This is a genomic window from Caulobacter segnis, assembly GCF_003243465.1.
Lineage (GTDB): Bacteria > Pseudomonadota > Alphaproteobacteria > Caulobacterales > Caulobacteraceae > Caulobacter > Caulobacter segnis_A.
In genome coordinates, this window is record NZ_QFQZ01000118.1 from 1 (window position 1) to 9,470 (window position 9,470).

Annotated in this window: 7 protein-coding genes and 1 pseudogene; 6 read left to right on the forward strand and 2 right to left on the reverse strand. The window is 66.9% G+C overall.

What is annotated here, in order from left to right; genetic code table 11:
• Positions 1-74 precede the first annotated feature (74 nt).
• Positions 75-164 (reverse strand): annotated as a pseudogene (locus DI526_RS22090) (hypothetical protein); the annotation flags it as partial.
• 154 nt (positions 165-318) lie between these two features.
• Here DI526_RS22090 and DI526_RS22095 point away from each other — a divergent pair.
• The 4 genes from DI526_RS22095 to DI526_RS22110 all read left to right on the forward strand — a co-directional run bounded on the left by DI526_RS22095 (position 319) and on the right by DI526_RS22110 (position 4,051).
• Entirely contained in the window at positions 319-1,107 is a 789-nt protein-coding gene (locus DI526_RS22095; protein ID WP_304282784.1) for an enoyl-CoA hydratase, read from the forward strand.
• A 146-nt stretch (positions 1,108-1,253) separates the two neighbouring features.
• A complete protein-coding gene (gene rpsT, locus DI526_RS22100; RefSeq protein WP_004617408.1) occupies positions 1,254-1,529 on the forward strand; it encodes a 30S ribosomal protein S20 in 276 nt (91 codons plus the stop codon).
• Positions 1,530-1,929: 400 nt separating this feature from the next.
• A complete protein-coding gene (gene dnaA, locus DI526_RS22105) occupies positions 1,930-3,402 on the forward strand; it encodes a chromosomal replication initiator protein DnaA (RefSeq protein ID WP_304282812.1) in 1,473 nt (490 codons plus the stop codon).
• 235 nt (positions 3,403-3,637) lie between these two features.
• A complete protein-coding gene (locus DI526_RS22110; protein ID WP_304282815.1) occupies positions 3,638-4,051 on the forward strand; it encodes a hypothetical protein in 414 nt (137 codons plus the stop codon).
• Between the two features lie 68 nt (positions 4,052-4,119).
• Here the strand turns inward: DI526_RS22110 and DI526_RS22115 are convergent, their stop codons facing one another.
• Complete coding sequence (locus DI526_RS22115) at positions 4,120-4,731, reverse strand: alpha-ketoglutarate-dependent dioxygenase AlkB (RefSeq protein WP_304282818.1); 612 nt, start codon at positions 4,729-4,731, stop codon at positions 4,120-4,122.
• 93 nt (positions 4,732-4,824) lie between these two features.
• Here DI526_RS22115 and DI526_RS22120 point away from each other — a divergent pair, with 93 nt between their 5' ends.
• Positions 4,825-7,476 carry a M1 family metallopeptidase gene (locus tag DI526_RS22120; protein ID WP_304282821.1) on the forward strand — a complete coding sequence of 884 codons (2,652 nt, stop codon included), beginning with the start codon at positions 4,825-4,827 and terminating at the stop codon, positions 7,474-7,476.
• 333 nt (positions 7,477-7,809) lie between these two features.
• A partial coding sequence (gene dnaK / locus DI526_RS22125) for a molecular chaperone DnaK (protein ID WP_304282823.1) occupies positions 7,810-9,470 on the forward strand: 1,661 nt, incomplete at its 3' end.

Here is a 9,470-nt window from a genome sequence, read left to right on the forward strand (position 1 = left end):
AGCTCGTCGTCGCCGCAAACGGCATGCTGAAATCAAATCAGCCCTGGCAAAAGCCCGGTTGACCCAACACAGTCGCCGGTAAGGCCTGAACAGGGCCACCTGACGGGACGCTGGCGGATAACGGTCGCGCGGAGCGTCGGGCTTCGTCGAAACGGTAACAACACTAAAGCATTCCGGACGTCGTCCGGCGCTCCGCGTCCCTTTCCATCCCTTCAGCGGCGAGCCGCGTGAAGTGGTCGCCCCATGGCTAACGCGACGTCAGGGCTCCCCAACCGCTTCGGCCCCTCTATAAAAGCGCCAACCCTTCAGGAGACCCCGATGGCCGACTACCAGACCCTGATCGTCGAAGCGCCGGAGAGCGCCCCCGGCGTGGCCCTGATCCGCCTGAACCGTCCCGAAGCGCTGAACGCCCTGAACACCCAGCTACTGGGCGAGCTGGCCCAGGCGCTTGGGGTGGCTGAGGCTGACGACGCCGTCGGCTGCATCGTGCTGACCGGCTCGGCCAAGGCCTTCGCGGCCGGCGCCGACATCAAGGAGATGTCTGACAAGACCTACGCCCAGATGTTCCGCCAGGACTTCTTCACCGCCGGCGCGCGCGCGGTCGAGCAGTGCCGCAAGCCGATCATCGCCGCGGTGTCCGGCTACGCCCTGGGCGGCGGCTGCGAGCTGGCGATGATGTGCGACTTCATCCTGGCCTCCGACACCGCCAAGTTCGGCCAGCCCGAGATCACTCTGGGCGTTGCGCCCGGCATCGGCGGCACCCAGCGGCTGACGCGCCTGGTGGGCAAGTCCAAGGCCATGGACATGATCCTGACCGGCCGGATGATGGACGCCGTCGAGGCCGAGCGCGCGGGGCTGGTGTCGCGGATCTTCCCGGCGGACACCCTGGTGGACGAGGCCCTGGCCGTCGCCGCCAAGATCGCCGCCCAGTCGCCGCTGGCCGTGGCGATGAACAAGGAACTGGTCGAGGCCGCCTACGAGACGACCCTGACGACGGGCGTGGCGCTGGAGCGGCGCCTGTTCCACTCGCTGTTCGCCTTCGAAGACCAAAAAGAGGGCATGGCGGCCTTCGTCGAGAAGCGAAAGCCAAGCTTCAAGGGGATGTGATCGGGCTCGAAACGATTGCGTCATTCCGGTCCTCAGGAATCCGCCTGTGGACCGTTGACCCCGGGCGCCGCTTCCCGTATATCCGCGCGCTCTGTTTTCCCTGCTTCGCGGCCGCCCGCGCGGCTGTCCGTTTGAAGGTCCGATCCATGGCCAATAATCCCGGCGCCAAGAAAGCGATCCGCAAGATCGCTCGCCGCACCGAAGTCAACACCGCTCGCCGCTCGCGCGTGCGCACCTTCCTGCGCAAGTTCGAAGACGCGATCGCCAAGGGTGACGTCGCCGTCGCCAAGGCCGCTTTCGTCGAAGCGCAATCGGAACTGATGCGCGCCGTTTCGAAGGGCGTGGTTCATCCGAACACGGGCTCGCGCAAGGTCTCGCGCCTGGCCGCCCGCCTGAAGAAGCTGGATAAGGCCGCGGCCTAGTCCAGATCTTGGACGAACGTCGTTCGTCTAACAAATTCAAGTATTTACAAAAGCCGATCAGGTTCGCCTGGTCGGCTTTTGCTTTGGATTCAAGGCGCTGTTCCTGACGTTGCAAACTGTGATCTAAGAGCGGCTTTCGGGTATTCCCTTGCGGGGCGAGGGCCTCTCGCGAGTCAACAGAAATATCCGCGACCGGACGCAAGTTTTCCGTTTGACCCGACCCCGCCGCTGGCTAGTTTAAGCGTCTCAACGCTTCTCCAGTCTTGAAAAACAAGGCGGCGGCGAACCGATCGTGTTCGCCGGGTGAGAACCTGTGTGCGTTGAGACGGACCGGTCGCACGCCATGGGGGGCGGCGGCTGATTGTATGCGGCGGTTACTTTTATGCGAGGCGGTGGACGAATGACGATGAAGGGCGGGGTGGCCAGCCAAGACTTCTCGGTGGCGATGGCGGCGGCTTGCGAGCCGGCGGCGACCGTTTGGTCAAAGGTCTGCGTGGCGCTGAAGCGCGAACTGGGCGATGCGGCCTTCGGGTCGTGGATCGCGCCGGCCGTGCTGCGCGAAGCCGCCGTCGGCGACGTCGTCCTGGTCACGCCGACCGGGATCGCGCGGGACTGGATCCGCCGCAGCGCCTGGCGCCGGATCAGCGAGCTGTGGGCCGCCCACGATGCGACCGGCCGTCGTATCGACCTGAAGTCGCGCCTGGAGTTCGAAGCCACGGCCGGCGTCTATGTCGAGGCCGCCCCCAAGGCTGTCGCCGCCGAACCGATCGAGATCGTGCTGCCCGTCTCCACCGACGCCCCCGCCGTGGCCCCGACCAGCGCCAAGTCGCCCCGCACCCAAGGCCTGCAGGAGCGCTTCACGTTCGAGACCTTCGTCCCGGGTCCGGCCAACGAGTTCGCCCACGCCGTGGCGCGCCGGATCGCCAACTGGGCCGACGGCCACTTCAATCCCGTGCTGTTCCACGGCCCCTACGGCTTCGGCAAGACGCACCTGCTGAACGCCCTGGCCTGGGAAGCCATGCGCAACGCGCCGGAAAAGCGCGTGGTCTACCTGACCGCCGAGCGCTTCCTGTCGACCTTCGTCCGCGCCGTGATGGATCGCCAGACCGCCGCCTTCAAGGAAGAGCTGCGCGCCGCCGATCTCCTGATCATCGACGACGTGCACTTCATCGCCGGCAAGCAGTCGACGCAGGAAGAGCTGTTCCACACCCTGACCGCCCTGGTCGAGGAAGGCCGCCGCGTCGTGTTCTCGGCCGATCGTCCGCCGTCGGCCATGACCGAGATGGACGCCCACCTGCGCTCGCACCTGTCGGCGGGCCTGGTCTGCGGCCTGGAGCCGGCCGACCGCTCGCTGCGCCTGGGCATCTTGGAGCGCAAGATCCAGACCCTGTCGGCCGCCCACGGCTTCGAGCCGACCATGCGTCCGGACGTGCTGCAATTCCTCGCCGACCGCTTCACCGACAGCGTCCGTGAACTGGAAGGCGCCCTGAACACCCTGTCGGCTCGCGCCGGGGAAGGGCTGTCGCGCATGACCCTCGACGAAGTCCAGGCGATCCTGCGTCCGCACCTGCGGTCGGGCGAAAAGCGCATCACCATCGACGACATTCAGAAGGCCACCGCCGAGCACTACGGCATGAAGCAGGCCGACCTGCTCAGCGAGCGCCGCAACCGCGCCGTGGCCCGTCCGCGCCAGGCCGCCATGTGGCTGGCCAAGCAGCTGACCACCCGCTCGCTGCCGGACATCGGCCGTCGCTTCGGCGGTCGCGACCACACCACGGTGCTGCACGCCGTGCGCCGCATCGAGGCCCTGCGCGCCGAAGACAGCGCCTTGAACCAGGACCTGGAGACGATCACGCGCAAGCTGCGCGGCTGATCTATCTCGCCAAGGCGTGACGCGGGTTTCGCCAAGGCGCAAGTCAGAGGGGGCCGCTCCGAAAGGGGCCGCCCCCTTTGCTGTTTTTGGCGCCTTGGTCCGCCCGCCTTCGCAAGCCCTGGCGCGACGCCGACCCCGCGGAGATCTTGCGCTCGACATGTCGCGCCTCATTGACGTGCGACCATTTCTGGTTGAGCCTTCGCCTGAGGTTGAATTGAGCTGAGGAGTTCAGAAGGTGGGCAAGGGGATGAGACTGCTGGCCGTGGCGGCCAGCCTGGGGCTGATGACCGCGTCGGGCGCCCAGGCCGAGAACGCCAAGGGCGAGGCGCAGTTGGCCAAGATGCTGGAGGGGCGCACCGCCTTCGCCGCGGTTCCCTGTATCGAGGTCCGCAAGATCATCACCACCGAGATCATCAACGGCACGGCCATCGTCTATCGCCTGCGCGGCAGTCCGACGCTGTACGTCAACCGGCCGACGGCCGGCGTGGACGGGTTGAACTCCAACAATTCGCTGACGGTCGGCGAGTCCGTCGAACTGTGCGAGGGCAACAACCTGATGACCGGCGATAACGGCGGGCGGGGCGCGGGGCCGGGCTATAACGGCGGCGTCAGGCTCGGAGAGTTCGTCCCCTACAAGAAGGGCGAATAGGCGGCGCGACCCCTTCGGGAAATCCAGGAGCCGGTCCGCTCGGATGGCGCCATTCGAGCTGGCCGGCTTCAACGCGCTCGCCGCAGGGTGAGATTGATCCGGCCGCCGCCCGGGACCAGGCTGGACGAGCCGGGCAGGATGCGGTCGACGCCATGGAACGCCAGCCGGGCGGGTCCCGATAGCCGGCAGACGTCGCCGGAGTTCAGGCGCAGGCTGCGGGTCGGGTCCTTGCGGCGCGTCCCGCCGATCCGGAACACCGCCGTGTCGCCCAGCGAGACCGACAGCACTGGAAAGCGCGGATCGGCCTCGTCGCGGTCCTGATGCAGGCCCATGCGAGCGTCGCCGCGGTAGAGATTGACCAGGCAGGAGTCCGGCGGCGTTTCCGCGTCACCCAGGCGCGCCCAAAGATGCAGCAGCGCCTGCGGCATCTGTGGCCAGGGCTGGCCGCTTTCCGGATGCTGGTCGGCGTAGCGGTAGCCGGCCCGGTCGCTGACCCAGCCCAGCGGTCCGAAGGCGGTCATGGCCGCGCTCATTGGCTTGCCCTGCGGCGTCTCGTACCGGGCGAACGGCGCGACCTCGGCGGCGGCGAGCACCGAAGAGACGAGCGCCTGCTGGAGTTCGAGCTCCAGAAGCCCCGGCCACAGGTCGAACCCGGGCGTGACGGACAACGGCTGCGACATTACCAATTATTAACGCGCGACACAGGGCCGGAAGGTGTTGGTTTGCGCCGCCGGCTGAGGGGGCCGGATGAATTTTCCAATCTGGAAGCCAACATGCGTCGTCTCTTGTCCTCTACGGCTGCGGCCGTGATCCTTTTGGCCGCCGGAGGCGCCTGCGCCGCCACCGCGCCCGCCGCCGCTCCGGGTTCGAAGGGGGCGACCTTCGCCACCGTCACGAGCCAGCTGCCGCGCAATGTCCGGCCCTCGCACTATGATCTGGCGTTCACGCCCGACGCCGACAAGATGTCCTTCACGGCGCGGGTGAAGATCGCCATCGAGGTGGTCGAGCCGACCGCCACCGTGACCCTGCAGGCCGCTGACCTGACGTTCTCCAAGGTCGAGATCGCAGGCGTCGGCGCCGCCAAGGTCAAGGTCGACAGCGAGGCCCAGACGGCCAGCTTCACGTTCGCCAAGCCCCTGACCAAGGGCAAGTACGTCCTGTCGATCGACTACGCCGGCAAGATCTACACCCAGGCCGCGGGCCTGTTCGCCCTCGACTACGACACCGAGACCGGCAAGAAGCGCGCGCTCTACACCCAGTTCGAGAACTCCGACGCCCGCCGGTTCATCCCGTCGTGGGACGAGCCGTTCTACAAGGCCACCTACAGCGTCGAGGCGACGATCCCGACCGGCCAGATGGCGCTCGGCAACATGCCCATCGCCTCGTCCAAGGACATTGGCGGCGGCAAGACGGTCGTGAAGTTCGCGACCTCGCCGAAGATGTCGACCTATCTGCTGTTCTTCGGCCTGGGCGAGTTCGACCGCGCCTCGGTCAAGGCGGCCGGCGTCGATGTCGGCGTCGTCACCAAAAAGGGCGACACGCCCAAGGCCGAATTCGCGCTGAAGTCGGCGGCGCAGATCCTGCCCTGGTACAACGACTATTTCGGCACCCCCTATCCGCTGCCGGTGCTCGACAACATCGCCGCCCCCGGCCAGAGCCAGTTCTTCAGCGCCATGGAGAACTGGGGCGCGATCTTCTACTTCGAATACGCCATGCTGCTGGATCCCAAGATCTCGACCGAGCGGGACAAGCAGAACGTCTTCACGACGGTGGCGCACGAGATGGCCCACCAGTGGTTCGGCGACCTGGTCACCATGGCCTGGTGGGACGACCTGTGGCTGAACGAGGGCTTCGCGTCGTGGATGGAGGGCCGGGCGACCGAGCACTTCCACCCCGAATGGAACTCGGCGCTGGTGGCGGTCGGCGGCCGCGAGTACGCCATGAGCCTGGACGCGCTGCAGACCACGCACCCGGTCGTGCAGCACGTCGAGACCGTCGAGCAGGCCAGCCAGGCCTTCGACGGCATCACCTACCAGAAGGGCGAGGCGGTGATCCGCATGCTGGAAAGCTATGTGGGCCACGACGCCTGGCGCGACGGCGTGCGCGCCTACATGAAGAAGCACGCTCACGGCAACACGGTCAGCGACGATCTGTGGCAGGCGGTCGAGACCGCGGCCAAGAAGCCGATCAAGGCGATCGCCCACGACTTCACCCTGCAGCCCGGCGTGCCGCTGATCACCGTCGACAGCGCCACCTGCGCCGCCGGCAAGACCACCCTGGGCCTGACCCAGGGCGAGTTCAGCAAGGACATGCCGAACAAGAAGCCGCTGATGTGGCGCGTGCCGGTGACGGTGAAGGCGCTGGGCGGCGGCGAGGCCAAGACCCTGGTGACCGGCGGCAAGGGCTCGGTGACGGTCGAGGGCTGCGGCCCGGTCGTCGTCAACGCCGGCCAGAACGGCTACTATCGGGTGCAATACGGTGCGGAGCGGTTCGCCGGCATCGCGGGCGGCTTCGCCAAGCTGCCGTCGATCGACCAGCTGGGCGTGATGAGCGACGCCTGGTCCATGGGTCTGGCCGGCTACCAGCCCGCCACCGACTTCCTGGATCTTGCGAAGGCGACGCCCATCGACGCCGATCCGCAGGTGCTGTCGAAGATCGCGGGCGTCTATTCGACGATCGACGCCTACTACGAGGGCATGCCCGCCGAGCGCGCCGCGTTCCGCAAGCTGGCCATCGCCAAGCTGCGGCCGGCGCTGGCCAGGGTCGGCTGGACGGCCAAGCCGGGCGAGCCGGAAAACATCGCCATCCTGCGCGCCAGCCTGATCGGTACGCTGGGCGGCCTGGGCGACGCGGACGTGGTGGCCGAGGCCATCCGACGGTTCAACGCCGACAAGACCGACCCGACCGCCGTCCCCGGTCCCCTGCGCAAGACGATCCAGAACGTGGTGGCCAGGCAGGCCGACGCGGCGACCTGGGACGCCATCCGCGCCCAGGCCCAGGCCGAGAAGACTCCGCTGGTCAAGTCGCAGCTCTACATGCTGCTGGCGGCCACCGAGGACGAGTCCCTGGCCAAGAAGGCCCTGGCGCTGGCCCTGACATCGGAACCGGGCGAGACCCTGTCCAGCAACATGATCTCGCGCGTGGCCGGCGAATTCCCGGAGATGACCTTCGACTGGGCCGTCGCCAACAAGGACGCCGTCAACGCCAAGGTCGACAGCAGCTCGCGCACCCGGTTCATCCCGGGGCTGGGCTCGGGGTCGTCCAACCCGGCCATGGCCGACAAGATCAAGGCCTACGCCGCGGCCAACCTGGCCGAGGGCTCGCGCAAGGAGGCCGACAAGGCGGCCGCCGCTGTGATCAATCGCGCCAAGATCCGCCAGGAGCGCCTGCCGGCCATCACCGCCTGGGTCGCCAAGGCCGGCTAGCGCGATAAGAGCTTAAAAGTTCAAGACTTTCCGTGGCCGCACCCTCCGGGTGCGGCCATTTTTCTATCGTGATTGGCGAGATTCCCCCTCGCCCCATGGGGTTATGGTCTTGCGCGCCGCTGGCTATCCCCCATATCCGGCTTCGAAAGCGGGGTTGACGGGCTCGTCAACTTCGCACAACGCATTCCGCCCGCTCGGCTTTCGCCGGTCGGGCAGGATGTGGACCGTAAACCCGAGAGAGTGCGAACCACGGGGACGGAGCGAGAAAAACCGGGACGCTTCCGAGAAGGTCCTTGTCACCGCCGTCCGCCTAGAGGAGCGACAGGTACGAAGATGAGCAAGATTATCGGCATCGACCTTGGCACCACGAACTCGTGCGTGGCCATCATGGACGGCAAGAACCCGAAGGTGATCGAGAACGCCGAGGGCGCTCGCACCACGCCGTCGGTCGTGGCCTTCCTGGAAGACGGCGAGCGCCTGATCGGCCAGCCCGCCAAGCGCCAGGCCGTGACCAACCCGACCAACACGCTGTTCGCGATCAAGCGCCTGATCGGCCGCAACGCCAGCGACCCGGTGGTCGAGAAGGACAAGGGCATGGTGCCCTACGAGATCGTCAAGGGCCCGACTGGCGACGCCTGGGTCAAGGCCCACGGCAAGGACTACAGCCCGCAGGAAGTCTCGGCCTTCATCCTGCAAAAGATGAAGGAAGCCGCCGAGGCCCACCTCGGCGAGCCGGTGACCAAGGCGGTCATCACGGTTCCGGCCTATTTCAACGACGCCCAGCGTCAGGCGACCAAGGACGCCGGCAAGATCGCGGGCCTCGAAGTCCTGCGGATCATCAACGAGCCGACCGCCGCGGCCCTGGCCTATGGCCTGGACAAGGACAACAACAAGAAGATCGCCGTCTACGATCTGGGCGGCGGCACCTTCGACGTGTCGATCCTGGAAATCGGCGACGGCGTCTTCGAGGTGAAGTCGACCAACGGCGACACCTTCCTGGGCGGTGAAGACTTCGACCTGCGGATCGTCGACTACCTGGCCGACGAGTTCAAAAAGGAGCAGGGCGTCGACCTGCGCAAGGACAAGCTGGCCCTGCAGCGCCTGCGCGAAGAGGCCGAAAAGGCCAAGAAGGAGCTGAGCTCCACCGCGCAGTACGAAGTGAACCTGCCGTTCATCAGCATGAACGCCTCGGGTCCGCTGCATCTGAACATCAAGCTGTCGCGCGCCAAGCTGGAAGCCCTGGTCGACGACCTGATCGCCCGCACCATCGGTCCGTGCGAACAGGCCCTGAAGGACGCGGGCCTGAAGAAGAGCGACATCGACGAAGTGATCCTGGTCGGCGGCATGAGCCGCATGCCCAAGGTCCAGCAGGCCGTGCAGGACTTCTTCGGCCGTGAGCCCCACAAGGGCGTGAACCCCGACGAAGTCGTGGCGCTGGGCGCGGCGGTCCAGGCCGGCGTGCTGCAAGGCGACGTCAAGGACGTGCTGCTGCTGGACGTGACCCCGCTGACCCTGGGCATCGAGACCCTGGGCGGCGTCTTCACGCCGCTGATCGAACGCAACACCACGATCCCGACCAAGCGCTCGCAGACCTTCTCGACCGCCGACGACAACCAGTCGGCCGTGACGATCCGCGTGTTCCAGGGCGAACGCCCGATGGCCGCCGACAACAAGATCCTGGGTCAGTTCGACCTGGTCGGCATTCCGCCGGCGCCGCGCGGCGTGCCGCAGATCGAGGTCACCTTCGACATCGACGCCAACGGCATCGTCCAGGTCCACGCCAAGGACAAGGCGACCAACAAGGAACACTCGATCCGCATCCAGGCCAATGGCGGCCTCTCGGACGCGGACATCGACCGCATGGTCAAGGAAGCCGAGGCCAACAAGGCCGCGGACGAGAACAAGAAGAAGCTGGTCGAGGCCAAGAACCAGGGCGAGGCCATCGTGCACTCGACCGAGAAGGCCCTGGCCGAGCATGGCGACAAGGTCGGCGC

Coding starts and splice junctions, on each gene's coding strand:
- DI526_RS22095 (WP_304282784.1), top strand. CDS start 319: ATGGCCGACTACCAGACCCTGATCGTCGAAGCGCCGGAGAGCGCCCCC.
- rpsT (WP_004617408.1), top strand. CDS start 1,254: ATGGCCAATAATCCCGGCGCCAAGAAAGCGATCCGCAAGATCGCTCGC.
- dnaA (WP_304282812.1), top strand. CDS start 1,930: ATGACGATGAAGGGCGGGGTGGCCAGCCAAGACTTCTCGGTGGCGATG.
- DI526_RS22115 (WP_304282818.1), bottom strand. CDS start 4,731: ATGTCGCAGCCGTTGTCCGTCACGCCCGGGTTCGACCTGTGGCCGGGG.
- DI526_RS22120 (WP_304282821.1), top strand. CDS start 4,825: ATGCGTCGTCTCTTGTCCTCTACGGCTGCGGCCGTGATCCTTTTGGCC.